The organism is Bowdeniella massiliensis, assembly GCF_023634005.1.
Taxonomy (GTDB): domain Bacteria; phylum Actinomycetota; class Actinomycetes; order Actinomycetales; family Actinomycetaceae; genus Bowdeniella; species Bowdeniella massiliensis.
Genome location: NZ_JALIQR010000012.1, coordinates 40,617 through 65,112, shown reverse-complemented (window position 1 = coordinate 65,112; position 24,496 = coordinate 40,617). Strand labels below are relative to the sequence as shown.

The window sequence follows — 24,496 nt, the reverse complement described above, 5'->3', positions numbered from 1 at the left end:
GCTACCCTGGGGGCATGGCTGACCTCACGCTCGCGCGCGGCACGACCGCCCACGCTGAGCTCGAGATCTCGCGCTCGCGGTTCTTGGGTTACGCGCGCCGGATCGATTCGGAGGCGGCCGCCCGCGCCTTTTTCAGCGAGATTCGTGGGGAGTTTCCCGACGCCCGCCACCACTGCACGGCGTTGACGGTGCGCGCGGGGGTCAATCCGATCGAACGCTCCTCCGATGATGGCGAACCGTCGGGCACGGCCGGGATGCCGATGCTCGCCGCGCTGCGGGGCTCGGGGTTGATCGATACGGCGCTCGTCGTCGTGCGCTATTTCGGCGGCATCAAGCTCGGCACCGGTGGACTGGTGCGCGCCTATACCGATGCGGCGCTCGTGACGCTGCAGGCCGCAACAATCGTGGAGCTGAAAGCGATCCCGGCCTGGGAGCTGAGCGTCGACGCGGCGGACGCCGGGCGGCTGCACGCCGGCTTCGAAGGGCACGGGATCACCGTCGCCGACGTCGCCTACGGCAGCGATCCGCAGCGTCCCGCCGACGCCCTGTTCACGCTCACGCACCCCGATGAAGACGCCTTTGCCGCCCAGCTCGCCGCGCTCACGCTCGGCGAAGGTAAGCCGCGGCGCATTTCCGACCGCATTGTGGAGGTTGCCCAATGATCTGGCTCACGAACGTGCTGCTGTTGCCGGCTATTTTTGTCACGACGACGATCGCGTGGGCAACAACGCAGAAGGATCGTGCGGCTGGCGACTATCGGGCGGTGATTGCCCTCGTCGTCGGCGCCCTGGTGTGGGTCGGCGGGATCGCGTTCACCGTCATCGCAGAAAACCCCAACGCCGTCCTGCCGGGCGGATTCGTCCTCGCGGGGGTGGCGCTCGCCTGCCTCACCTACCTCGCGCTGCCGCGGCCCCAGCTCGCGGTGCGCGAGGCACCGGCGACGTCCTCGCCGGGGGTGCTAGCCGAGGGCCTGGCCCAGGCGGGGCGGCCCGCGCTCATCCTTGGGTGGGCGTCGGTCGCGCTCTTGGCGGCGGTGATCATCATGCTCGTCGTCGTCGATTCGTCGATGTGGTGGTTCGCGCTGCTGCTGGCGCTCTTTGCGCTCCTCATCCCGCTGTTTTTGCAGCCGTGGCGGATCCTTGTGACGGGACGTGACGTTCAGCTGCGCACGCAGATCCCGTTCATTCAGCGGCAATACCCGCTGACCGAGATCGTGCGTGCCGAGGTTAGTCAGGTCGATCCATTTGGCGAATTCGGTGGCTTTGGCTACCGCGCGAACCTGTCCGGCGAGCGCGGCGTCGTGCTGAAAAAGGGCCCGGCGCTGCGATTGCACCTTGCGGGTGAGCGCACGTTCGTGGCGACGACGGATGACGCCGCGCCGCTCGCGCACGCCGTCAATGAGGCAATCAATTCCTCGCAGAGCGGACCGGATGCGCCATTGACCTCGCACTAGCGCTACACTGGCGACAGTTACGCCCACCGAGTCGATAAGGAGCAGCCATGGCCCATCTGCCACGTATCGCTGCTCGCTCGGGGTGGGTTCGGGAAGCTTGCGGGCGCCCCTGTTGTTGCTGTCTGTAGGGCGTTGGACCCTGCCTTGCGTCACCGCGCGCCGCACGTGGTTGACGTGTCCAGCGTTCCCTCGATGACCGGCACTGTTCGTTACCACCGCACACTTCTTGGAGTTCCCATGGCTATTGCCGCAAATGTTTCTGATCTCGCCGGCCGCACCCCGCTCGTGCGCATTAACCGGCTCACTCCTGGCGACGCCGAGGTCGTTGCCAAACTCGAATACTTCAACCCCGCCAACTCGGTCAAGGACCGCATTGGCGTCGCGATCGTCGATGCTGCCGAGGCCTCGGGCGAACTGCCTGCGGGTGGCACCATCGTCGAGGCGACGAGCGGCAACACCGGCATCGCGCTCGCGATGGTCGGCGCGGCGCGCGGTTATCACGTCGTGCTCACGATGCCGGAATCGATGAGCAAGGAGCGGCGCGTGCTGCTCCGGGCCTACGGCGCCGAGCTCGTCCTCACCCCCGCCGCGGAGGGGATGCGCGGCGCCGTTGAGGCCGCCGAGAAGATCGTCGCCGAACGCGATGGCGCCGTCTTGGCCCGCCAGTTCGCTAATGCCGCAAACCCGGCGATCCACCGCGCGACGACCGCCGAGGAAATCTGGGCGGACACCGATGGGCAGGTCGACGTTTTCGTTGCGGGCATTGGCACCGGCGGCACGCTCACGGGCGCCGGCGGACGCCTGAAAGAGCTCAACCCGAACCTGCACCTCGTCGGCGTGGAGCCGGCGGAATCGCCGCTGCTGACCGAGGGGAGCGCCGGCCCGCATAAGATCCAGGGCATCGGCGCGAACTTCGTGCCCGAGGTGCTCGATACCGACCTGTATGACGAGGTCATCGCGATCACCGGCGAGGAGGCGCTTGCCACGGCCCGTAAGGCCGCGAGCGAGGAGGGCCTGCTCGTCGGGATCTCGGCTGGTGCCGCGCTCGCGGCGGCCGCGAAGCTCGCCACGCGCGAGGAGTTCGCGGGCAAGCGCATCGTCGTCATCCTGCCGGACCTCGGCGAACGCTACCTGTCGACCGCCCTGTTTGAGGGGCTGGTCGACTAGCCATGACTCACGAGCCGGTGAGCCTGACAACGCTCATGAAGGAGGACCTGCAGGCGGCCCGCAATTCCGATCCGGCCGCCCGCACCATGGTCGAGGTCGCGCTCGCCTACCCGGGTGTCCACGCGGTGTGGGGCCACCGCGTCGCGCACCACCTGTGGGGGCGCGGCCACAAACTCATTGCGCGGCTGTTCTCCCAGCTGATGCGCGCGCTCACCGGGATTGAAATCCATCCCGGTGCGCGCATCGGCCGGCGTTTTTTCATCGACCACGGCATGGGGGTCGTCATCGGCCAAACGGCCGAGGTCGGTGACGACTGCGTGCTGTTTCACGGCGTGACGCTCGGCGGGGTCTCGATGCGCAAGGGCAAGCGCCACCCCACCCTCGGAAACGGTGTCATGGTGGGCGCGGGCGCGAAGGTACTCGGTCCGATCTACATCGGTGATGGCGCCAAGATTGGTGCCAACGCCGTCGTCGTGAAAGATGTCCCGCCAGCAACTGCGGCGATCGGCGTGCCAGCCAAGGTTCGCCAGCCGAATCCGGAGTCCAAGGGCGCGGAGCAGATCGTCGATCCCACGCTGTTTATCTAGTCTCTCCGGGCTACGTCGCTTACGAGGCTTCAGTAGTACAGTGGCAATATGACTAGCGCCACATACAGCTCACACGTCAGTTCGTTGACGAGTGTGCCGCGTGCGCAAGGCATCGAGATTCGGCCGCTACGCCTGAACGACCTGGACGAGCTCGCACGGCTGTATTTCCGCTCCTATCCCCCGGGCGTCGCGGCCGAGAGCTTCGATGACGCCTACGACGAGATGGAGATGAGCTTTGCGGGCGCCTTCGGCAAGAAGGCCCCGGGCGGCTTTTTGGGCGCGGAGCGCGACGGTCGGCTCATCGGCGTCATCATGACCGTCCTCGACCCGCCGTGGGACGACGTGCCCGACGGCCCGTTCGTCATCGAGCTGTTTGTTCACCCCGATCACCGGGGCCAGGGCGTCGCCTCCAGCCTGCTCGCGGCCGTCGCGCAAAAGCAGGAGGCGGACGGGCACGAAACCATCGCACTGCGGGTGGATCTCGTCGACGCTGCGGATGCTGCGCGACTGTACCGTACGCTCGGCTTCACCGAGCACGAGGAGTTCAACTAGCGCTGGCAGCGCGGGCAGCGGTAGAGCTTTCGCGCCGCCATCTCCTCCATCACGATGGGGGTTGCGCACACCAGGCAGGGCAGTCCGGCTCGCTGATAGACGTAGAACCGTTCCTGCTCGCCCTCACTCGTCGTCACGATGGAGCCGGTTTCCACCCCATTTTTCATGTGCTCGGCGAGAACGTCCCACAGGGTGCGCAGGCGGGCTATCGAGACTCGATTACCGGGACGCCACGGGTGGATGCCGGCGATGAAGAGCGCCTCGGCTCGGTAGATATTGCCCGGACCGGAGATGACGGCCTGGTCCATGACGAGTTCGCCGATGGGACGGCGCAGCTGGCGGGCACGCGTGATGAAGCGCTCAGGGTCGGCGTCCGCCCGTAGTGGATCCGGCCCGAGCCGCGAGGTGACGGCGAGGATCTCGGGCGCGTTTAGGACGCGGCATTGGTTCGGCCCGGTGAGGTCGGCAATCCCGTGGTTTGTGGCGAGCCGTACCCGGACCTGGCCGCGCGGCTCTGGCGGGGCCCACGCCTCGGTCGATGTAATTTCGCCCGCGAGCTCTTCGCTTTCGCCGATCCGGCGGCGCGGCGCTCCGATCGCGTGCGGCGCGACGAAGGACTCATCGCCATCGAAGGTCCACGAGCCGTACAGGCCCAGGTGGGTGTGCAAGACGAGATCGTCGAAATGCTGGAAGAGGTGCTTGCCGTAGGCCTCGGAGCCTTCGTAGCGTCGTCCGCTCAGGAGTCGGGCGCCGTCAGCAAACCTGCCTTGGGGCGAGCTGACGTCGATTCTCTGACCGGCCAGGAGTTCGTCGAACGCGGCGGCGAGCCGGTGGATGGAATGGCCCTCAGGCATCGGCGAGCGGGTCCCACAGCGCGCGGGTGAGGTCGACTTTGGTGGGGTGACGCCAGACGAGCGCGGTGGCTTCGTCGTCGTAATGTGCCAGCGCATCGGTGCGAAGCTGGCGTGGCAGTGTCCCGTCGGCGCGCACGACGCGCCACCAGGGACCGATCCCGCCATAGCGGCTCATGACCTGTCCGACGAGGCGCGCGGAGCCGGTGCCGTAGCGGTCCTTGAGGCACTCGGCGATCAGCCCATAGGTACATACACGTCCGGCGGGGATCTGATTGACGATGTCTAGGACGCGCTCAGCATGCCCGGGAAGCTCTGGGAAATCCTCGATACTACTCATAACTCTCGCCATCAACGGTATCGGTCGGCACTGGGGCCTGCCAGGGGTGGGGCGTGTGAGAATGGAGCCATGTCTTGCGAACACTGCGATTCCTCCATTCCGCACGATCATGACGCGGTCCCCGATGCGATGGCGCGGGCGAAGGCCAACACCAAGATGCTGCTGATGGTGCAAGCTGCGGTGGCCGCCGTGGCGCTCATTGCTTCGGTGATCTTCCTGCCGCTGTCCTCCTGGCCCATTCCCTTTGGCTGGGGTTTGGCAACGTGGGCCGCGGCGACGGGACTCGGCGCGATTGCCGGGACATGGGCTCGCGGCGGCAAAGACATCTCCCGCAATTCCGTGGCGATGCGGGTGCGCCTCGTGGCCGGAATCGCGGCTGCGCTCGTGTTAGTTCTGGGAGCGTTGGTTGCAGCGGCACGCTCGGAAGACGGCCGCTACGTTGGTGGGACTTCCGCGAGCGGCCTTGAAGCCTGGCAGGTTGCCCTCGCGGTTCTTGCGGGCTGGCTGGTAGGGGCAGCGGTGGCGGCGGCGGTCCAGACCTATGGCTGGCTGCGCGTCGTGGATTCGCCCGGAGATGCGGGAGAACTCGTGCGCGCCGGCATCATGCATTCACGCAGCGCGGGCATCGCTCGCCCGCTCCTCGCATTCCTTGTTCCCGCACTCATGGTCGCGGTGTGGACGCTGGTGTTTGCCTGGCTTCCGCTGGTAGTCCTGGTTGCGCTACCCGCGCAGGCACTGATCGCGATTGCGATGACGCGGCGCTAGTTGCGCTCGTCGTCGTAGGCCTGAATCTGATCGATGCGGCGCTGGTGGCGCTCATCGCCGCTGAAGGGTTCCGCGATGAAGGCCTCAATGAGCGAGAAGATCTCCTCGGTGGAGTGCTGGCGAGCGCCGACCGAAATCACGTTCGCATTGTTGTGCTGGCGAGCCAGCACGGCGGTGTCGTGATTCCACACGAGGGCCGCGCGAACGCCATTAACCTTGTTGGCCGCGATCTGTTCACCATTGCCGGACCCGCCGATGACGACGCCGAGGGAACCCGGGTCGGCGACGACACCGAGACCCGCCTCGATACAAAACGCCGGATAGTCATCCTGCGCATCGTAAGTGTGCGCACCATGGTCGATAACCTCGTGCCCCAGCGAACGTAAGTGTTCGGCAAGCTCATTTTTCAAGTCGAATCCGGCATGATCGGTTCCCAGATGAATTCGCATGTCTCCCATTGTGCCCCACGCCGATTCTCGGCGGTGCCACTCCGCGTGCTCCGTTAGTCTGAGCTCATGACTTCTACCGTGAGAATTCAAGACGACCTTTTTGCCGCCCTCAACGGAGACTGGCTGGCTGACCATGTGATTCCCGCAGACCGTGCACGCGACGGAGCATTCCACCATCTTCGCGACCAGTCCGAAAAGCAGGTGCGAGCAATCATCGAACGCTGCGCCGATGAGAATGTTGGTGACGGCAGCGAGGAAGCCGCGAAGATCGGCCGGCTCTACCGCGCGTTCATGGACACCGAGGCGATCGAGGCCGCTGGAATGAGCCCGCTGGCCGATGTTCTGGAGGTCATCACGGCCGCATCGACGAAGGATGAGCTCGCCGCAGCCCTCGGACAGCTCTACCCTAGCGGCGGTCCCGCGCTCTTCGATATTGGTGTCTTTTCTGACCTGAACAACCCCGAACGTTACGCCCTGTACTTCGCCCAGGCGGGCCTCGGGCTGCCGGATGAGTCCTACTATCGCGAAGACGCCCATGCTCAGACGCGTGAGGCCTACGTGCGGCACGTGGAAAAGATGGTCAAGCTCGGCAAACTCGCCGATGACCCGGCGGCTGCGGCGACGCGCATCATGGCACTGGAGACCGAGATCGCGCGCGGCCACCGCGACCGCGTCGCCTCACGCGATATCCAGAAAATGAACAACCCCACGAGCGTTGAAGAGCTTGCCACGATGCTGGACGGTTTCGACTTCGAGGGGTGGCGCCGCGCCGCGGGCATTTCCGACGCTCAGCTCGAGGTCGTCATCGTTCAGGTCCCGGAATTCTTGGAGCACGCCGGCAAGCTCTGGCAGAGCGCGGACCTTGCGGACCTGAAGCTGTGGGCCGCCTGGCATGTCCTGCACGCCGCGGCCCCCTACCTCACCTCGGACATCGTCGAGGAGAACTTCGACATGTACGGCCGCACCCTGACGGGGGCGGAAGAACTGCGCGAGCGGTGGAAGCGCGGGGTCGGCGTGGTCGAAGCCAATCTCGGTGAAGCAGTCGGCAAGCTTTACGTCGCCGAGCACTTCCCGCCGAGCCACAAGAACGCGATGGATGAACTGGTAGCGAACCTCATCGAGGCCTACCGCCGCTCGATCACCACGCTTGAGTGGATGACGGAGGAAACCAAGGACAAGGCCCTCGTCAAGCTCGACGCGTTCACGCCCAAGGTGGGCTACCCGGATCGGTGGCGCGACTATTCTGCGCTGGAGATCCCCGAAGGTGACCTCGTCACGGCCGTTCGCAACGGGAGCCGATTCGAGTTCAACCGGCAGCTCGGTAAACTTGGCGGCCCGATCGATCGCGATGAATGGCTGATGTCCCCGCAGACCGTGAACGCCTACTACATGCCGACGATGAACGAGATCGTCTTCCCGGCCGCGATCTTGCAGCCGCCGTTCTTCGACGCCGAGGCAGATGATGCGCAAAACTACGGCGGGATCGGCGCGGTCATTGGGCACGAAATCGGCCACGGGTTTGATGACCAGGGTTCGCAGTTCGATGGCCGCGGCCAGGTGCTGAACTGGTGGACGGATGCCGACCGGGAAGAATTCGAAAAGCGCACCGCGCTGCTCATCGAGCAGTACGACGCGTTTGTGCCCTCGCAGCTGCCCGACGACAGCCCCCATCACGTCAACGGTGCGCTGACCATCGGTGAGAACATCGGGGACCTCGGCGGCCTTTCGATCGGGCTGAAGGCCTACGAAATCGCGTTGGAGAAGCAGGGCAAGACGCTCGCCGAGGCGCCCGAGATCGACGGCCTTTCCGGCCTGCAGCGCATCTTCTACTCGTGGGCACACATCTGGCGGGAGAAGGCGCGCAACGCCGAGATCATCCGCCTGCTCACGATCGACCCGCACTCGCCCGCGGAGTTCCGCTGCAACGGCGTGCCGCGCAACATGGACGCCTTCTATGAGGCCTTCGATGTCCGCGAGGGCGACGGCATGTGGCTCGATCCGGAAAAGCGAGTAGAGATTTGGTAGCGTCGCTCTTCCCGGTTCTCGCGATCGTCAGCATTCTCGCCCTAGTGGGGATCGTGATTGCGCTGATCAAGACGTCCGAGTAGGTCATGCGCCTGATCGCGCTGCACGGCTCGATGTCGTCCGCCGCCCAGTGGCGGGGCTATGCCTCGCTGCTGGGCGGCGTCGAGGTCGTCGCCCCCGACCTTCCGGGACACGGCCCCCGCCTCGCCGAGCGGTTCACGATCCCGCGCGTTGCCGAGACTATCGAAAAGGCGAGCTCCGGGGCGGATCAGTTCGTTCTTGCCGGACACTCACTTGGCGGCTATCTCGCGTTCGGGTACGCGGCCACCCATCCGGATCGAGTCGCCGGGCTCATTTTGCTGGGAGCCTCGGCCGAGCCCACGGGAGCATTAGCTGCGACCTATGGCGCATTCGCGTGGGCAGTTGAGCGAGCTCCGCGACGGGCTTTCACTCATGCCCGCAACAGCCTGGCCCGCCGGTTGGGAATGGCGGACGACCTGCTCGTACCGCCCGAGGCCTATGACGACCTCGCGCACATCTGGGCGAGCGTGCAGCGTGCATGCCCCTTGCGGCTGTTAGGACAGGTCCGTTGTCCGGTCGTGTTCATCAACGGGCAGTTCGATCAGATGCGTCTTCACGAACGCCGGGCTGCTCGCCTCGCATCGAATGCGCCCGTACGGATCATTACGGGTGCCAGCCACCTCGCCCCGATCACGCACTGCGCGGCCGTGGCAGGCGAAATACGACAGTTTCTGGCACAGCACGACCTGTGCTAACAGCTAGTCGAAAATCGGCCCCACGTCGCGTGAGCGCTTGAGTTCGAAGAAGCCGGGAACGGAAGCTACGGCGACGCAACCGTCCCAGAGCTTGAGCGCGTCCTCGCCCTTGGGCGCGGGCGAGACGACGGGGCCGAAGAATGCCACCCCATCAATCGCGATCACGGGGACGCCGACGTCATCGCCGACGAGGTCGAGCGCACGCTGGGTCGATTCGCGCATGACGGGATCGAAGTCCTCCGTCTGAGCGGCATCGGCGAGCTCTGCCGGTAGGCCCACCTCGGCGAGCGCTTCGGAGATAATCGCCTCGGTATCGGTGCGGCCCTCGACGTGGATCCGTGTGCCGAGCGCATCGTAGAGCGGCTTAACGTATTCCTGGCCCTGGCTCTGGGCGACGGCAGCGATAAGACGAGACGTCACCCAGGTCTTATCAATCATCTCGCGGTAGCCCGGATCGAGCTCCCGGCCCTCGTTCAAGACCGCGAGCGCCAGCAGGTTCCAGGAGACATCGAGGTTGCGTGCCTCGGCGACTTCGCCCATCCAGCGCGACGTCATCCAGGCCCACGGGCAGGTCGGATCAAACCAGAATTCAACGTTGGTGCTCATACCCTTCACTGTATTGGGTGGACCGAGATAGCGCAGGGTGGAAAGATCGAACCGATACCGACCCCGGCAGCCGAAGGAGCACCATGCCCGGCAAGAACCTCACCCGACTCGAAGCGATCGAACGCGCCAGAATCGTCACCGACGTCGAGTCCTACGACGTGAACCTCGACCTCACCCGCGGCGATGAAACGTTTGGCTCTACGACGACGATCGTCTTTAACGCCGAGGCCGGAGCAGCCACTTTCGTCGACCTCATTGCCGATAGCGTCGAGCGAATCGAGCTCAACGGTGAGCAGGTCGATCCCGCAGCCTTTGGTGATCACCGCATCCAGATCACGGGGCTGGCCGCCCACAACGAGCTGACGATCGAGGCCGTCTGCCGCTACACCAACACCGGCGAAGGCATGCACCGCTTCGTCGATCCGGAAGACGGCGAGGCCTACCTCTACACCCAGTTCGAGGTACCCGATGCCCGCCGCGTCTACGCCTGCTTCGAGCAGCCCGATTTAAAGGCCGCCTTCACTTTCCACGTCACGGCCCCCGAGCACTGGGTCGTGGTCTCCAATGAGCCGGCGTCGGTCAGTGAGGTGGCCGGCGCCAAGCGCTGGGACTTTGCAGCCACTCCCCCGATTTCGACCTATATCACCGCGATCGTGGCCGGCCCGTACCACGAGGTGCGCAGCGAGCTGACGAGCAGCGATGGCCGCACGATCCCGCTCGGCCTGTATTGCCGCGCCTCCCTCGCCGAGCATCTGGACGCCGAGGAGATTTTCGACATCACGCGTCGCGGCTTTGAATTCTACGAGCGCGAGTTCGCCCGCCCCTACCCGTTCACGAAGTACGACCAGCTCTTCGTGCCCGAATACAACGCGGGCGCGATGGAAAATGCGGGCTGCGTGACCTTCCGCGATCAATACATCTTCTCCTCCAAGCCCACCGAGTACATGATCGAGCGCCGCGTCGTGACGATCCTGCACGAGCTCGCCCACATGTGGTTCGGCGACCTCGTGACGATGAAGTGGTGGAACGACCTGTGGCTGAATGAGTCCTTCGCCGAGTTCATGTGCACGCTCGCGACGGCCGAGGCCACCCGCTGGGATCACGCCTGGACCACCTTCGCGGCCGTCGAAAAGGCCTGGGCCTACAACCAGGATCAGCTGCCCTCCACGCACCCCATCGTCGCCGAAATCAACGACTTGGAAGACGTCGAGGTCAACTTCGACGGCATCACCTACGCCAAGGGCGCCGCCGTGCTGCGTTCCCTCGTCGCCTACGTCGGGCGCGAGCCCTTCTTTACCGGCGTGACGAACTACTTCGACAAGCACGAGTGGTCCAACACGACGCTCGCCGATTTCCTCACCGAACTCGAGGCCGCCTCTGGCCGCGATCTTGACGCGTGGTCCAAGGTCTGGCTCGAAGAAGAGGGCCTGACGATCCTGCGCCCTGAACTTCAGATCGACGACGACGGCATCATCCGCTCCGCTGCGATCATTCAGGAATCCTTCAAGGGCTCCTCCATGCGGCCCCACCGCGTCACCGTCGGCGGCTACGAGGTGATCGACGGCATCCTCACCCGCACCTACCGCGACGAGCTCGACGTCGACGGGGAGCGCACCGAACTGCCCGAGCTTGTCGGCCAGCGGGCCGGCGCGATGCTGCTCGTCAACGACGAGGACCTCGCCTACGCCAAGATCCGAATGAGCGAGGCCTCCCTTGCGAGCGCCACCACCTACATCGACACCATGGCCGACTCGCTCGCCCTCGCCGTCCTGCTCGGCTGCGCGTGGGACATGACGCGCGACGCCGAGATGAGCGGCGCCCAGTTCGTGGCGCTTGCCTCCCGCGCCCTGTCGGCCCCCGGAATGGTGCCCTCGGTCCGGCATTCGCTGCTCAATCAGCTCGCGACCGCGGCCGAGCGCTTCACCGCGCCCGAGGGGCGAGCCCAGGTCATCGAGTCCTATGCCGAGACGCTGCGCGACCTGCTCGCCGACGCAAAGCCGGGCAGCGATGAGCAGCTGCTCTACGCCCAGCACTACGCGAGGTTCGCCACGACCACGGACCAGCTCGCCTACCTGCGCGGCATCGCGGGCGGCGCCATCGCGGGCCTGACGCTCGATGACGCGTTGAACTGGAAACTGCTGCAGGGCCTCGTCGCTGCCGGTGCGGCTGGCGAGAGCGAGATCGTCGCCCAGCTGGAATCCGACCCGTCGCTGACCGGGCGGGAAGAGGCCGCCTTCGCGCGCGCCGCCATCCCGACGGCGGGCGCCAAACAGGCAGCCTTCGATGCCGCGCTGGGCGATGAGTCCCTGTCCAACGACGCGCTGCTGTCAACGATGCGGGGCATGTTCGCCCGCGCCTGGCAGCGCCCCGAGCTCCTCACCGGCTTCACGCCGCGCTACTTTGACGAGCTCGAGCGGATCTGGCGCGAGCGTTCCGGCCACATCGCGCAGATGCTCGTCGGCTGGCTCTATCCGACGGAGCTGGCGGGCCTGAGCGATATCGCCGATCAGACTCGAGCCTGGCTCGAAGCGCACGAGGACGCGCCCGCCGCGCTGCGCCGCCTCGTCTCCGAGCAGCTCGACGGCGTCGAGCGCGCGGAGCGGATCCAGCAGATCTAGCCCAGATGCCAAGGGGCCCGGCCAGCACGCGCTGGCCGGGCCTTTCGGTATTCAACCTACGAGCTCACCTGCCCGCGTACCTCCGCGGCGGCAGCCACCAGGTTCCTAAGCGTCGCGATCGTCTCGGGATAGGCGCGCGTCTTCAGCCCGCAGTCGGGGTTCACCCACAGTTGGCGCGGGTCCAAGGCCGTGGTGGCAGCGCGCGACAGCGCGACCTCCTCTTGCAGCGTCGGAATGCGCGGGGGGGCAAGACATCCATCTTCGAGCGAGACGCCTCGATCGAGGTGACATCGGCATCGAGGTTGTCGATGGCGTCCACGAAAGATGCCGGGTCAGATGGGGTATAGGGGTGCTATGGCAAGAGCGGTAGTCATGGTGGTGTTCCTGCAAGGACGGTTCGGGCCGGGTCCAGGGGTGGGCTCTGACGGGCACGCGGACTTCCGAATGTGTGCGCAGGAGAAAGTTCAAGAGGACCGAGGCGCGCTGACGTGCTCGTCAACCAAACATTCGCAGGAACACAAATGCAGTATCAATGGGCGCGACCGCGAGCTGAAAGACGCGTCCACATCGTCGACAATGTAGCGCGCGTTAAGGAATATTGCTCGATTCAGGCTATGGAGCTGTGACCGAAAAGAGCGATTCGCCTGCCTCGACATGTTCCCCGGCTAGCCGCGTGATGCTATGGGCCTCCCCCATTGCCACGATCGGCGTAATAGGAAGGAAGTTCTCGATCTTTGAGGTATCCCAGGCACACATGAGTTGACCCTGTGCCAGCCGCGAGTCCTTGGCTACGTGCCAGGCAAACCCCCGACCCTGCAATGCGACGGTGTCCAGCCCTAGGTGCACGAGAATCGGGATGCCCTCATCAGGTGAGATGACGCAGGCGTGCGGATGCCAGGCGGTGATAAGCCCCGCAATGGGCGCCACGACGGGGATTCGCTCGCGTTCCGGCCAGATCGCTACGCCAGGCCCAAGCACCTGGCCGGAAAAGATATCGTCCGGGACATCGGGCAGGTCGACGACGTGCCCACCAAAGGGCGCTCTGACCGTGAGCTCAGCCGCCGAGCCAGCCATGACCTAGTGCGATCCCAGGCGGTCGCGCACGCCGAGCGCTTCGCGCACGGTGTGGATCAGCGACGTGAGCCGCCCGTTGTCTGGCAAATCCTCCACGAGGATCGATGCTCCAGTGCCATCACCGAGCGGAATCTTCCAGTTGGGGTATTCCTGGTCCGTGCCTGGCTGGTTCTGCGTCCGACGCTCCCCCACCATGTCGGTAAGCGAGATTCCGAGGAGTTGGCTCGGCGTCAGCGTGATGTAGCGGTGCATCGCTTCGACGATCTCGCGTTCCGTGGGATCGTCGCCGATGAGCCCGTACTCACGCAGGCGGTTGAGCATGCGCTCGCGTTCCGCGAGTGCCTCCGCGCGGACCTGTTCCACCGGGTCGACAAGCAGGCCGAGGCGCTCTCGAACATCGACGTGCTCACCGGCGAGGTAACCGGCCGCGGGCGGCATGTCGTGGGTGTCGACGGTCGCGAGCGCCAGGTGGCGGTAATCTTCGGGACGCTTCGGCAGCCCGTCCTCGCCGTACTCGAACCACATGACCGAGGTGCCAAAGATCCCGCGCTCCGTCAGGTAATCGCGCACCCACGGCTCGACGGTCCCGAGATCCTCGCCGATGAGTGCCGCGCCGGCGCGGTGCGCTTCGAGCAGCAGGACCCCGATCATAGCCTCGTGATCGAAGCGAACATAGGTGCCGTCACCGGGCGATGCGCCCTGCGGGATCCACCATAGGCGGAAGAACCCAATAATGTGGTCCACCCGGATCGCGCCGGCATGACGCAACACGGTGCGGAGCATGTCGCGTAGCGGTTCGTAGCCGCGCTCAGCGAGGGCATCGGGGCGCCACGGAGGCTGGGACCAGTTCTGGCCCTGCTGGTTGTACATGTCTGGCGGAGCGCCCACCTCGATGCCGCGCGCGAAGACATCTTGCAACGCCCACGCGTCAGCGCCTCCGGGGTGTACACCGACCGCCAGGTCCTGCATGAGGCCGAGTCCCATTCCGGCATCGATCGCGTCGGCTTGTGCGCGCTGCAGCTGCTGGTCAATGATCCACTGCAGCCAGCAGAAGAAATCGATCCGCTCGGCAAGCTCGATGCGCAGCAGCCGGGTGCGAGGCGAGGACGGGTGCGAGACCGACTCAGGCCACTGCTCGCCGCGGTAGCGTTCCGCGAGTGCGCACCACAGGGCGAAGTCCTCCAGGCCCTGGCCCATCTCGCTGCGGAAGCGCTCGAATTCGCGGCGCCGGGCAGGCGACAGCCCGTGCGCGTAGATGACGGCGAGGGCCTGGCTCTTTGCCCGCCAGGACGCATCGCGATCGATGGGCTCGGGCGAGTCGTTATCGGCTTCAACCTCCTGCTGCGCCCAGCGGACAAGAGATCGCTGCGGGCCGGTGAGGTAGGCAACCTCCTCAATGTCCTCGGGCCGGATGTAGAGCGGAGAAACGAAGCGGCGCGACGTCGGTAGATAAGGCGAGGGCGTGATGGGCGGGAACATCTCGGCCGCATGCAGCGGGTTGATGAGAAGGAAGTCGGCTCCCACCGAACCGAAGAACGAACCCAGCTCCGCTAGATCACGTGCATCGCCCATCCCCCACGAGTCCTTGGAACGCACCGAATACAGCTGGGCCATCGTGCCCCAGCCGCGGCCCGTGGCAAGCGTGGGCTCGGCCAGCCGCTCCGGAGTGACCGCGAGCGGCGCCCGAGTCGTCGACCCATCACCAAGCGTGGCCACCACCGTGTGCCAGCCCAGCGGAAGGTTACTCGGCAGAACGAACGTTGCCTGCCCCGTCAGTACCCCGTCGACCTCACGCGGTTCGACCCAGTGGTCCTTTTGCCCCAGCTGCCAGCTTCCGCCGTCTTCCAAGACGACGGCGACCTCGACGCTGCGGCCGTGCGGCAGGTGAACCGGCACGTCGTGTTCGTGGCCTTCGCGCACGACGAGGCAGGCCGGCAGCAGGCGACGCCAGGGGGCGAGATCGACGTCAGCGATCGCCTTGTGGACATCCTCATCGGAGGTGAGCTGAAAGCCGAGGGCGGCTAGCACCCGAATCAGCGTCTCATCGGATACCTGGCGATGGGCGCCGTGAAAGTCCCAGAATTCGGTGGCGACCCCGTTGAGGTCGGCCAGGTGACGAAGGGCGTCGGAGTTGTCGATGCTCATGAGGTTCCCACCTGTGAGGTTTCGTGAGTGAACGGTCGGCATAAAAACCGCCCCGCGACAAGCGGGACGGTCCGGATCTCAATCCTATTCTTCGGCCATCATGCCATTGATGTTCTCGGCGATCGCCTCGGCTTCGGGGCCGACGACGACCTGGACCACGTGGCCGGATCGCACTACGCCATAGACGCCGTCGATCCGCAAGCCCTCTTCACTGACGGCCTCTGGGTCCTTGACCTGGACACGCAGTCGCGTGATGCACGACTCCAGCTCCTCGATGTTGTCCTTGCCTCCGAGTCCGGCCAGAATTTCAGCTGCGTTGCTCATGTCACCCATCTCATTTCTTGCGTTCCGACTCCGTAACTATCCTCACACCAGTATCGCACTAACCGCGGGCTTCGGCGATGCTACCGGCTGAGCAAGTTGGCACAATGGGGATCGGACCGAGGAGGTTTTCCATGACAGGCGTACACGAAGCTGATCGCGATAAGCATGGCCGTACCCGCTACCACGGCATCGGGGTCAGCCCCGGCCGCGCCGTCGGCCCGATCGCGCGCGTCTTTCCCCGGGTGAGTGAGCCTCGCGCTCGATTCCTCCCTCCCGAACGCCACGCCGACGCCGAGGTCGAGCGCATCTATGAAGCGGCCAAGCAGACGGCCGAGAACCTCTCGCTGCGCGCCCAGCTCGCCGAGGGTCAAGCCGCCGAGGTATTGACGACGGCAGCTCAAATCGCTGAAGACCCCGTGTTGTTGGAAGGCGCGAGCGATCTTGTGCGCTCACGTCAACTCGTTCCCACTCGCGCCGTATGGGAGGCCGCGGGCTCGCTCGCTGACCAGCTCCGAGAAATGGGCGGCTACCTCGCTGAACGCGCGCTCGATGTCTACGATGTGCGCGACCGCATCATTGCCCGCCTCATCGGCCGTCCCGCGCCGGGCCTTCCCACCCCAGATCGGGAGCACATCCTGTGGGCCTCCGATCTCGCGCCCTCCGATGCCGCGCAATTGGACGCCGCAAAGGTGCTCGGCATCGTCTTGCAAGAGGGTGGCCCCACCTCGCACACCGCGATCGTCGCCCGCGAACTCGGAATCCCGGCCGTCGTCGCGGCGCAGTCATCGAGCGCACTGAAGGACGGCGACATCGTTCTGATCAACGGCGCCGCGGGCACCGTCACGCTCGACCCTACCGAGGAGCAGATCGCGGCCGCGCAGCAACAGATCGTGCGCCGCGAGTTTTCCGGCACGGGCCAGCTCGCCGACGGCCACCCCGTTCCGTTGCTCGCCAATATTTCGGACGCGGCTGGTGCCCGCGCCGCTCGCGAGATGAAGGCCGAAGGCATCGGTCTGTTGCGTACCGAGCTGTGGTTCCTCGGCTATCCCGAAGAGCCCTCCGTCGCCGATCAGGTCGAAAAGTTCACGGACGTCTTCACCGCGGCGCCTGACGGGCGGATCGTCGTGCGCACCCTCGATGCGGGCTCCGATAAACCCATGCCGTTCCTCCCTATGGGCCACGAAGCGAACCCTGCCCTCGGGGTTCGCGGCTACCGCATGGTCCGAAAGTTCCCCGACGTTCTAACGCGCCAGCTCGATGCGATTGCGCAGGCGCAGCGCGCCACCGGAGCTGACGTGCACGTCATGGCTCCGATGATCTCCACGGTGAGCGAAGCCTCCGATTTTGTCGACGCCTGCCGCGCCCGCGGTCTGAACCACGCCGGCATCATGGTCGAGGTCCCGTCCTCCGCGCTGCGGGCGGGCCAGATCCTCGCGAGCGCCGACTTCGCCTCCATCGGCACGAACGACCTCAGCCAATACACGATGGGCGCCGACCGCCTCCAGGGCGTGCTCGCTGACCTCGCTGACCCGTGGCATCCGGCAGTCCTCGACCTCATCAAGCTGACGTGCGCCGGGGGCGCGCAGCAAGATCGTCCCGTCGGTGTCTGCGGCGAGGCCGCCGCCGATCCTGCGCTCGCGATCGTCCTCGTCGGGCTGGGCGTTTCGACGCTGTCCATGACACCGCGCTCCATCCCCGATGTCGCCGCAGCTCTCGGGGCCGTCACGCTTGCCGAAGCACGTGAGGCCGCGGGTATCGCGCTCGCCGCGTCGGGAGCGCGCAGCGCCCGCCAAGCGGTGCGTGACCGCCTCGATGCCCTAACCGAACTCGGATTGTGAGGCCCAATGGACGATAAGCCAATTCCGCTGCAACCCACGCCCGATGGCGTGCCCGATCCCATGAACGGCGTGCTGCCGATCCCGCAGCCCGATGTGGAGCCGCTGTCCCACGTCCTTGCCGCCCTGGACCTCACGCGCCTCGACGAGACGACCTTTGCCGCGCCCTCGCTGCCGTTCTTCCTGGGACGTATCTACGGCGGTCAGGTCCTGTCCCAAGCCATGATGGCGGCGGGCCGCACGACACCCGACGACGGCGACGGGCCGCGCCAGCTGCACTCCTGCCACGGCTACTTCCTGCGCCCCGGAACGATCGACTCTGCCCTCGAATTCCGGGTGGAACTCCTGCACGATGGCCGATCGTTCTCGACGCGTCGCGTCCACGCGATCCAGCATGGCAAGCCAATCTTGTCGGTCATCGCTTCGTTCCAGGAAAGCCAGCGCGGCCGCGAGCACCAGGATGTCGCGCCCCGGGTTTTCACCCCCGACATGCTGCCAAGCGCGATGGAACTCTTCGCCGCAAATCCCGATCCGACGGCGCAGTTCTTGGCCCGCACTGGCGCCTTCGATATCCGACACGTCGCCGGCAATATGTTTATCCACCCCGCGCCGACTCGGGATGCGACCCAGTGCGTATGGATGCGGGCGCGCTCGGCCCTGCCCGAGGGCGCCAGTCAGCTCTTGCACCGAGCCCTGCTGATCTACGCGTGCGACCAGGTCATGCTGGAGCCCGTCCTGCGTCGCCACGGTGTGTCCTGGCAACACCCGGGCATTTCGGTCGCGTCGCTCGATCACTCCATGTGGTGGCACCGCGATATCGATGTCTCGGACTGGTTCGTCTTCGAGCAGCACTCGCCGTCAGCACAGGGCGGCAGAGGCCTGGGAACCGCCAAGATCTTCGATAAGACCGGGGCTCTCGTGGCCTCTGCCGCCCAAGAAGGTATGGTGCGCGTGCCGGAGGATAACGAGGTTTAGCCGCGCCGGAAGGACAGCGGCGTATCGGCGATTCGGCCGAGCTGCTCGCGTTCCGCATCCGTAATCCGGCGCGGTTTCATCGATTGCGTGTCCATGAGGACCACCACGGTGCGCGCCTGGACCGCAACCGAGCCGTCTTCGGCGGGAATCGTGTAGTCGATGTCGACCGAGGCGCCTCCCATGCGCGAGACCCAGGTCCGCACCTGGATCGGCGTATCTGGGTACATCACGGGCTTGAGGTATTCGATTTCCTGACGCGCGATGAACGTCGCGGACGATCCGCCAAGGCCGAAGGACCCATCGGAGTTATCGAGGCCCTGGCCATGCCAGAACACCGCGATACGGACCTCTTCTAAGAGCGTGAGCATCGCAGCGTTGTTCACGTGCCCATAGGCGTCAAGGTCGGCCCAGCGCACCTTGATCGGAACGTCAATGGCTGTCATGAGTTGTCCTAGTTCCGGGTGAGCTTGCGGTAGGTCATGGCCGGCGGGCGTGCTGCCTCCGGGCCAAGGCGCTCGACCTTGTTCTTCTCGTAGGCCTCGAAGTTACCTTCGAACCAGTACCACTTGGTCGGATCTTCATCCGTTCCCTCGTAGGCCAGGATGTGGGTGGCGACGCGGTCCAAGAACCAGCGATCGTGGGTGATGACCACGGCACAGCCGGGGAACTGGAGCAACGCGTTTTCTAGCGATCCCAGGGTCTCCACGTCGAGGTCGTTCGTCGGCTCATCAAGCAGCAACAGGTTTCCACCCTGCTTGAGCGTCAGCGCCAGGTTCAACCGGTTGCGCTCACCACCGGAGAGAACCCCAGCGGGCTTCTGCTGATCCGGGCCCTTGAAACCGAAAGCCGAGACGTATGCGCGAGACGGCATCTCGACCTGGCCGACCTGGATGAAGTCGAGCCCATCGGAGACAACCTCCCACAGGGTCTTGTTCGGATCGATGCCGGCACGCGTCTGGTCGACGTAGGACAGCTTGACGGTCTCACCGATCTTCAGTTCGCCATCGTCGAGCGGCTCCAGGCCAACGATCGTCTTAAACAGCGTCGTCTTACCGACACCGTTGGGGCCGATGATGCCGACGATGCCGTTGCGCGGCAGCGAGAAGGACAGGTTATCGATCAGGACGCGATCCCCGAAGCCCTTCTTGAGGTTCTTCGCCTCCAACACCAGGTTGCCCAGGCGCGGGCCCGGCGGAATCTGGATTTCTTCGAAGTCGAGCTTGCGAGTGCGCTCGGCCTCAGCCGCCATTTCCTCGTAACGCTGCAGACGCGCCTTCGATTTGGCCTGTCGGCCCTTAGCGTTCTGGCGGACCCACTCCAATTCTTCCTTCAGGCGCTTCGCAAGCTTCGCGTCCTTCTTGCCCTGGATCTGCAGACGTTCCTGCTTCTTTTCCAGGTAGGTGGAGTAGTTGCCCTCATATGGGTAGAGCCGGCCGCGATCAACTTCCGCGATCCATTCAGCGACGTGATCCAGGAAGTAGCGATCGTGGGTGACAGCGATGATGGCGCCGGGGTACTTGGCCAGGTGCTGCTCGAGCCACAGCACGGACTCGGCATCCAGGTGGTTGGTGGGCTCGTCAAGGAGCAGCAGGTCCGGCTCTTCCAGGAGGAGTTTGCACAGCGCGACGCGGCGGCGCTCACCACCGGAGAGCACGGAGACATCGGCATCGCCCGGGGGCAGCTTCAGGGCGTCCATCGCCTGGTTCAGCTGCGAGTCCAGATCCCACGCGTCGGCGGCATCGATCTCGGTTTGCAGCTTGCCCATCTCTTCCATGAGCGCATCGAAGTCCGCATCCGGATTGGCCATTTCTTCACCGATCTCGTTGAATCGGTTGATCTTGGCAAGGATGTCGCCGACGGCTTCTTCCACGTTGCCGCGGACGTCTTTTTCTTCGTTCAGCGGGGGTTCCTGCAGCAGGATTCCGACGCTGTAGCCCGGTGAGAGTCGTGCCTCGCCGTTGGAGGGCTGTTCGAGCCCGGCCATGATCTTTAGGATCGTTGACTTACCGGCACCGTTTGGGCCGACCATGCCGATCTTGGCGCCGGGCAAAAATGCCATGGTGACGTCATCGAGGATGACTTTGTCACCGTGCGCCTTGCGGGCCTTGACCATCGAGTAGATGTATTCCGCCACTGTTCTCCCCACGGGTTGATGCTTGCTGCCGGTGAGCCGGCCTTGGACCAGACTAAGACATGGCCGGCGCCAATCTCATCTTTCTTCCCGCGAGCGAAACGTGAGGTGTGCCGGGCCGGTGGCCGGCCCGGCACACCGAATTAGACAGCTTCGCGCAGCTCCTGGTCGTCATCGGGGTAGGGAACGGTGGTGTCCATGACTTCAAGGGGCGGGCGGACCTCCTTTTCGGGTTCGTCTCGCCTGACGCGAGTGAAGCGGGCGGTGCCCGTCGTCAGGTCAATTCCGACGTGGGAGGCGATGACCACGACCTGGGTGCGGTCTTGGCCGGCCTGGTTGGTCCAGGACTCGGTTTCGACGCGGCCGCGCACGAGCACGGGATCGCCTTTGCCGAGTGAATTGAGGACGTTGTCCGCCAATTGGCCGAAGCACTTGACGGTGAACCACTGGGTTTCAGAGGTGAACTCACCGTCGGGGCCTTTGCGCCGCATGGAGTGGGCGACGCGGAGTTTGACGAGGTTGGCCGTCGTGACGGCCGTGATCTTTTCGGGGTGGGCACCAAGGTTGCCCTTGAGTGTGACATCCATGGAGTTCATGATGGTCATCCTTCCTCCCTGCGGGTGCGGGTAGGACTCACTGTGGGCGACAAGCGCCCTGGGGGCGCCTGCTGCGTTGACACCCTCGGAGCGAAGTGGGCGCTGTGCGGCGCTGTGGATAGCGGCGGCGAGCTATCGCAGTTGGGAGCGGAGCTCTTCGTGATCGGCCAGGACGGCGACCGTGGGTTCCACGAGTTTCGTCTTGACGACGGTGCCGACGGCCTCGAGTACGGAATCGTAGTAGTCTCGCGGGGCCTGCTTGGCGCGCGAGGTACGACGCATCGAGGCAAAGCCGATGAGAAGGAGGCCGCCCGCGGCGATGCCGAGGCCGATGAGCCAGCTCGCCGAGATGAGGTTCATCAGGGCAAGGACGAGGAAGACGAGCCCGAGGGTCGTGAGGATGAAACCGAGCAGCGTCGCCACGCGCGTGGCGGTATCGCGCAGCGGCGGGCGGGGCACGGCGGCGACGGCCTCGTGGACGTCATCGGCAAGCTCTTGCACGCCCGGCATGGCGGCGTCGATGCGGTCGGCCCAGACTTCGGGCAGGTCAGCTTGGGCACGCATCGCCCACGTCGAACCGACGGCAGCGACGGTGGCGTAGGACGGTGACTGGCTCGGCGGGACGGAGGCATCGCGCGGGTGGGCGATCGCGTGTTCGAGAGCGTCGATGACGGCGTCGACACCGCAGGCCGTGACGAGCTCGCGCGAGGTGTCGTCGACGAGTTCGGGCGTGACCGCGGAGTCCGTTTCGGAGAGTTTGTTGTGCAGCGTCGCGACGACGGCGTCGAGCTCGGCGCTGGCGGTGCGCTCGACCATCGAGGGTTCGGCATTGGCGATCGCGAGCAGGCGGCGCAATTCTTCGATGCCTTCGCCCGTCGCGGCCGAGGTGGCGATGACGGGCACGCCCGCGAGTCCGTCGAGTTCGAGCACGCCGGCGAGATCGGCGAGGAGGGTCTCGCGGCGGGCCTCGGGCACGCGGTCGATGTGGTTCATGACGACGACCATGGCGTCGGCGCGGCGACGCATCTTGGCGAGGTAACGCGAATGCAGGATGTGGTCGGCGTATTTTTGCGGGTCGACGACCCACACAAGGACGTCGACGAGTGGCAGCAGGCGATCGACGAGTCCGGAGTGCGCGTCCTTCACCGAGTCGTGGTCTGGCAGGTCGAGCAGGACGAGGCCATCGAGCGCCTTTTCGTGCGCGCGTTCCAGCTCGGTGGTGCGTGAGGTCACGCGCTCGGGTTCGATCGCAAGGTAGGTCGTCAACGTGCTGGCAGGCTCGCCCCAGGTGAAGGCCGTCGCGGCTTCCGTCGTGGGTCGCAGTGCGCCGGCGTCCGCGAGGTCCGTGCCCGTCAGGGCATTAAAGAGCGAGGATTTGCCGGAGCCGGTGCCGCCGATGAGGGCGGCGACGACGTGACCGCCCGCGATGTGGCGCCGGTTTTGGATGGCGAGGATCTCCGAATGTGCGCGGTCGATCTCCTCGGTGTCCCAGGGGCGGGCGTCGGCGGCAAGAGCCTGCTCGATCCGCGCGATCCGGCCGTCAAGGTCTAACTGCATCGAGGTACCTTCCCAATTCGGAGACCCGCAGCCGCAGGCCTGTCACGACCTTTCGGCTATGGCCCGCCGTGCCGCCGAGCGCGCTGTGGTACGGGCTCGCGGACTGGGTGACGACTTCGGAGCACATGGCCGTCAGGACCTCGCGGCCCTGTTCGATCGCCGCGGGTCCGATGAGCCGGGTGATGACCTGCCCGGCGCCGCGTACTCCCCCGACCGCAGCGGCCAACAGGTGGGCGGTGCCGGAGGCGGACAGCACGTTCTCTCGCACGTGCGGGGCGACGATCGCATCGAGTTCTTGCCCCCACGCGGTAAGGACGCGGTCCGCTCCCTCACGCGCTTCGGCCGTCGTGACGTGCGGGATATCGCTCATGAGGACCTCGGCGCCCGAGTGCGTCTCGCGCCACTGTTCGCCGATCTGGGCCGGGACATCGTGGATGGCGTCGGCAAGAACGGTGCGCATCGCGGCGTGAATGTCGAGCCCGAGCGCTTCGGCGGCGGCGTTGCGGCGTGCCAGGCGACGGCCCCCGATGCCGGGTTTTACGTTCGTGAAGTTCTCGGTCAGCAGGTCGGACAGTGGGCCGGAGGAGGCGGCAGAGGTGAGCCAACGCGTCGTCGGCGCGCCGACCGCGGCGCTGCCGGAGCGTAGCGCGGTGGTAAGGTCGACGGCCGTTGCCGAGGCGTTGTCGTCGGCAATATCTGCGAGGTTGTCGAGCGCGTGCGCCTGGCGGACGTAGACGCGCGTGAGTTCTTCCAGGTTCTCGCGCAGCGCGCCCCACGCGCCGCGGGTCGTGCGCGCGATGATGCCGCGGCCCTGCTCGCCTTCGGTGGCGAGGGTGAGCCATTCGCGTAGTTCCGCAACGGAGTCATCGGGCAAGAGCCCCTCGTGCGGGCCCACGTCTCCGATGATGAACAGCGGGACATCTCCGAGGCCCGCCTCGGTGAGGCGCTTCATGAGATCGGCGCGCACGTCGGCAAGGATCTTTTGGGGCACCCGGTTAAAGACGATGGCGAGCTGCAGGCCGCGCTGGTGCGCGTGCTGCAGGTTGTGCCACGGGATCGCATCGCCATAGCGCGCGGCCGTCGTGACAAACAGCCATAGGTCGGAGGCTTCGAGCAGTTCCGCCGCTGCCTTGCGGTTCGCATCGTCAAAGGAATCGAGGTCCGGGGCGTCGATGAGCGCGAGGCCCTCGGGCAGCCGTTCGTGCTCCACCGTCGTCGTGAGTTCGGCGAGCGGAACATGCGCGATCGAGGTGGCGGGGTGGTGAGCGAGGACCGCTTGGCGCGTCGTCGGGCGCAGCACGCTAGCTTCGGAGACTTCTTGCCCGAGGATCGAGTTCATGAGGGTCGATTTTCCGGCCCCCGTGGATCCGCCAAGGACTGCGACGACGGGGATGTTCTTGCCGCCAGCGCGAGGCAGCAGATGGGCATCGATCTGGGTCAGCACCCGGGTGCGAAGGATCTCTGCGTCATCGATATAGGGAGCGGATAACACGAACGGAGCGGAGGCAAGATCGTCGTGGATCGCGCTGAGCAATCCCGGCAGTGCGGCTACCTCGGGCAGATCGGCGCCACCGCTCGGTTGAGTCACGTGTCCCTCCAGACGTCAAGATAGTCCTCATTATTCCAGTTCTTGCCCAATTAGCGCGGTGTGACCCGCCCGGAGCGAATTC

At 65.6% G+C, this 24,496-nt stretch carries 23 protein-coding genes and 1 pseudogene; 11 read left to right on the top strand and 13 right to left on the bottom strand.

Annotation, left to right across the window (positions count from 1 at the left end):
• Window positions 1-14: 14 nt before the first annotated feature.
• The 5 genes from MUN85_RS09355 to MUN85_RS09335 all read left to right on the top strand — a co-directional run bounded on the left by MUN85_RS09355 (window position 15) and on the right by MUN85_RS09335 (window position 3,759).
• Entirely contained in the window at window positions 15-662 is a 648-nt protein-coding gene (locus MUN85_RS09355; protein WP_250506466.1) for an IMPACT family protein, read from the top strand.
• Complete coding sequence (locus MUN85_RS09350; protein ID WP_250506465.1) at window positions 659-1,453, top strand: hypothetical protein; 795 nt, start codon at window positions 659-661, stop codon at window positions 1,451-1,453. Before MUN85_RS09355 ends, MUN85_RS09350 begins: the two co-directional genes overlap by 4 nt.
• Before the next feature lie 237 nt (window positions 1,454-1,690).
• Complete coding sequence (cysK, locus tag MUN85_RS09345; protein WP_250506464.1) at window positions 1,691-2,620, top strand: cysteine synthase A; 930 nt, start codon at window positions 1,691-1,693, stop codon at window positions 2,618-2,620.
• A gap of 2 nt (window positions 2,621-2,622) precedes the next feature.
• On the top strand, window positions 2,623-3,207 hold the full coding sequence (gene epsC, locus MUN85_RS09340; RefSeq protein WP_250506463.1) for a serine O-acetyltransferase: 585 nt from the start codon (window positions 2,623-2,625) through the stop codon (window positions 3,205-3,207).
• Window positions 3,208-3,255: 48 nt separating this feature from the next.
• On the top strand, window positions 3,256-3,759 hold the full coding sequence (locus tag MUN85_RS09335; RefSeq protein WP_250506462.1) for a GNAT family N-acetyltransferase: 504 nt from the start codon (window positions 3,256-3,258) through the stop codon (window positions 3,757-3,759).
• Here the strand turns inward: MUN85_RS09335 and MUN85_RS09330 are convergent.
• Window positions 3,756-4,613, bottom strand: a complete 858-nt coding sequence (locus MUN85_RS09330; RefSeq protein ID WP_250506461.1) for an Fpg/Nei family DNA glycosylase — start codon at window positions 4,611-4,613, stop codon at window positions 3,756-3,758. The two genes, MUN85_RS09335 and MUN85_RS09330, sit on opposite strands and share 4 nt — an antisense overlap.
• Window positions 4,606-4,950 (bottom strand): MGMT family protein, encoded by a 345-nt coding sequence (locus tag MUN85_RS09325; protein WP_250506460.1) that lies wholly within the window; start codon window positions 4,948-4,950, stop codon window positions 4,606-4,608. The genes MUN85_RS09330 and MUN85_RS09325 overlap by 8 nt, the downstream gene beginning before the upstream one ends.
• Before the next feature lie 69 nt (window positions 4,951-5,019).
• Here MUN85_RS09325 and MUN85_RS09320 point away from each other — a divergent pair, with 69 nt between their 5' ends.
• Complete coding sequence (locus MUN85_RS09320) at window positions 5,020-5,715, top strand: hypothetical protein (protein WP_250506459.1); 696 nt, start codon at window positions 5,020-5,022, stop codon at window positions 5,713-5,715.
• On the opposite strand, the gene MUN85_RS09315 is transcribed toward MUN85_RS09320, so the two are convergent.
• Window positions 5,712-6,164, bottom strand: coding sequence for a ribose-5-phosphate isomerase (locus MUN85_RS09315; protein WP_250506458.1), 453 nt, complete (start codon window positions 6,162-6,164; stop codon window positions 5,712-5,714). The two genes, MUN85_RS09320 and MUN85_RS09315, sit on opposite strands and share 4 nt — an antisense overlap.
• 66 nt (window positions 6,165-6,230) lie before the next feature.
• On the opposite strand from MUN85_RS09315, the gene MUN85_RS09310 reads away from it, so the two are divergent.
• Entirely contained in the window at window positions 6,231-8,189 is a 1,959-nt protein-coding gene (locus MUN85_RS09310) for a M13 family metallopeptidase (protein ID WP_250506457.1), read from the top strand.
• 86 nt (window positions 8,190-8,275) lie between these two features.
• Window positions 8,276-8,965 (top strand): alpha/beta fold hydrolase, encoded by a 690-nt coding sequence (locus MUN85_RS09305; protein ID WP_250506456.1) that lies wholly within the window; start codon window positions 8,276-8,278, stop codon window positions 8,963-8,965.
• A gap of 3 nt (window positions 8,966-8,968) precedes the next feature.
• Here MUN85_RS09305 and MUN85_RS09300 read toward each other — a convergent pair whose 3' ends face one another.
• Window positions 8,969-9,571 carry a mycothiol-dependent nitroreductase Rv2466c family protein gene (locus MUN85_RS09300; protein ID WP_250506455.1) on the bottom strand — a complete coding sequence of 201 codons (603 nt, stop codon included), beginning with the start codon at window positions 9,569-9,571 and terminating at the stop codon, window positions 8,969-8,971.
• A gap of 83 nt (window positions 9,572-9,654) precedes the next feature.
• Here MUN85_RS09300 and pepN point away from each other — a divergent pair, with 83 nt between their 5' ends.
• Window positions 9,655-12,189, top strand: a complete 2,535-nt coding sequence (gene pepN, locus MUN85_RS09295; protein ID WP_250506454.1) for an aminopeptidase N — start codon at window positions 9,655-9,657, stop codon at window positions 12,187-12,189.
• A 56-nt stretch (window positions 12,190-12,245) separates the two neighbouring features.
• Here pepN and MUN85_RS09290 read toward each other — a convergent pair.
• The 4 genes and pseudogenes from MUN85_RS09290 to MUN85_RS09275 form a co-directional block, all read right to left on the bottom strand.
• Window positions 12,246-12,508 (bottom strand): annotated as a pseudogene (locus MUN85_RS09290) (5-methyltetrahydropteroyltriglutamate--homocysteine S-methyltransferase); the annotation flags it as partial.
• 293 nt (window positions 12,509-12,801) lie between these two features.
• The gene (locus MUN85_RS09285; protein ID WP_250506453.1) at window positions 12,802-13,263 is read right to left on the bottom strand and encodes a PTS sugar transporter subunit IIA; all 462 of its coding nucleotides are present in this window, start codon (window positions 13,261-13,263) and stop codon (window positions 12,802-12,804) included.
• A 3-nt stretch (window positions 13,264-13,266) separates the two neighbouring features.
• Window positions 13,267-15,408, bottom strand: coding sequence for a 4-alpha-glucanotransferase (malQ, locus tag MUN85_RS09280; RefSeq protein WP_250506452.1), 2,142 nt, complete (start codon window positions 15,406-15,408; stop codon window positions 13,267-13,269).
• 84 nt (window positions 15,409-15,492) lie between these two features.
• Entirely contained in the window at window positions 15,493-15,732 is a 240-nt protein-coding gene (locus MUN85_RS09275; RefSeq protein ID WP_092565389.1) for a PTS sugar transporter subunit IIB, read from the bottom strand.
• A 131-nt stretch (window positions 15,733-15,863) separates the two neighbouring features.
• Here MUN85_RS09275 and ptsP point away from each other — a divergent pair, with 131 nt between their 5' ends.
• Entirely contained in the window at window positions 15,864-17,570 is a 1,707-nt protein-coding gene (gene ptsP, locus MUN85_RS09270; protein ID WP_250506451.1) for a phosphoenolpyruvate--protein phosphotransferase, read from the top strand.
• A 6-nt stretch (window positions 17,571-17,576) separates the two neighbouring features.
• A complete protein-coding gene (locus tag MUN85_RS09265; protein ID WP_250506450.1) occupies window positions 17,577-18,542 on the top strand; it encodes an acyl-CoA thioesterase in 966 nt (321 codons plus the stop codon).
• Here MUN85_RS09265 and MUN85_RS09260 read toward each other — a convergent pair.
• From MUN85_RS09260 to MUN85_RS09240, 5 genes are all read right to left on the bottom strand, one after another.
• On the bottom strand, window positions 18,539-18,985 hold the full coding sequence (locus tag MUN85_RS09260) for an acyl-CoA thioesterase (protein ID WP_250506449.1): 447 nt from the start codon (window positions 18,983-18,985) through the stop codon (window positions 18,539-18,541). The genes MUN85_RS09265 and MUN85_RS09260 overlap by 4 nt on opposite strands.
• Window positions 18,986-18,993: 8 nt before the next feature.
• Window positions 18,994-20,676, bottom strand: coding sequence for an energy-dependent translational throttle protein EttA (ettA, locus tag MUN85_RS09255; protein WP_250506448.1), 1,683 nt, complete (start codon window positions 20,674-20,676; stop codon window positions 18,994-18,996).
• Window positions 20,677-20,816: 140 nt separating this feature from the next.
• Window positions 20,817-21,269, bottom strand: coding sequence for a single-stranded DNA-binding protein (locus tag MUN85_RS09250; protein WP_176780769.1), 453 nt, complete (start codon window positions 21,267-21,269; stop codon window positions 20,817-20,819).
• Window positions 21,270-21,401: 132 nt separating this feature from the next.
• A complete protein-coding gene (locus MUN85_RS09245; protein WP_250506447.1) occupies window positions 21,402-22,826 on the bottom strand; it encodes a GTPase in 1,425 nt (474 codons plus the stop codon).
• Window positions 22,810-24,414: a GTPase gene (locus MUN85_RS09240; protein WP_250506446.1), complete on the bottom strand. Its 1,605-nt coding sequence runs from the start codon at window positions 24,412-24,414 to the stop codon at window positions 22,810-22,812. The genes MUN85_RS09245 and MUN85_RS09240 overlap by 17 nt, the downstream gene beginning before the upstream one ends.
• Window positions 24,415-24,496: the final 82 nt, after the last annotated feature.